The organism is Cellulosimicrobium composti (assembly GCF_009711085.1).
GTDB lineage: Bacteria > Actinomycetota > Actinomycetes > Actinomycetales > Cellulomonadaceae > Cellulosimicrobium > Cellulosimicrobium composti.
Window position 1 is genome coordinate 1 of sequence record NZ_WMKA01000140.1, and the last position, 365, is coordinate 365.

The window sequence follows — 365 nt, forward strand, 5'->3', positions numbered from 1 at the left end:
GCTATCGGTCACCAGGGAATATTTAGGCTTAACGGGTGGTCCCGCCAGATTCACACGGGATTTCACGGGCCCCGTGCTACTTGGGTGGTTCTCAAGCGAGCCGCTAATGTTTCAGCTACGGGGGTCTTACCCTCTACGCCGGACCTTTCGCATGTCCTTCGCCTACATCAACGGTTTCTGACTCACCGACCGGCCGGCAGACCGATCAAGAGAACTCCCACAACCCCAACCACGCAACCCCTGCCGGGTATCACACGTGACTGGTTTGGCCTCATCCGGTTTCGCTCACCACTACTCCCGGAATCACGGTTGTTTTCTCTTCCTGCGGGTACTGAGATGTTTCACTTCCCCGCGTTCCCTCCACA

General features: G+C 57.3%; 1 rRNA gene. It reads right to left on the reverse strand.

The annotated features are described in order from the left end of the window. Positions 1-365 (reverse strand): 23S ribosomal RNA (locus tag GJV82_RS19285); the annotation flags it as partial.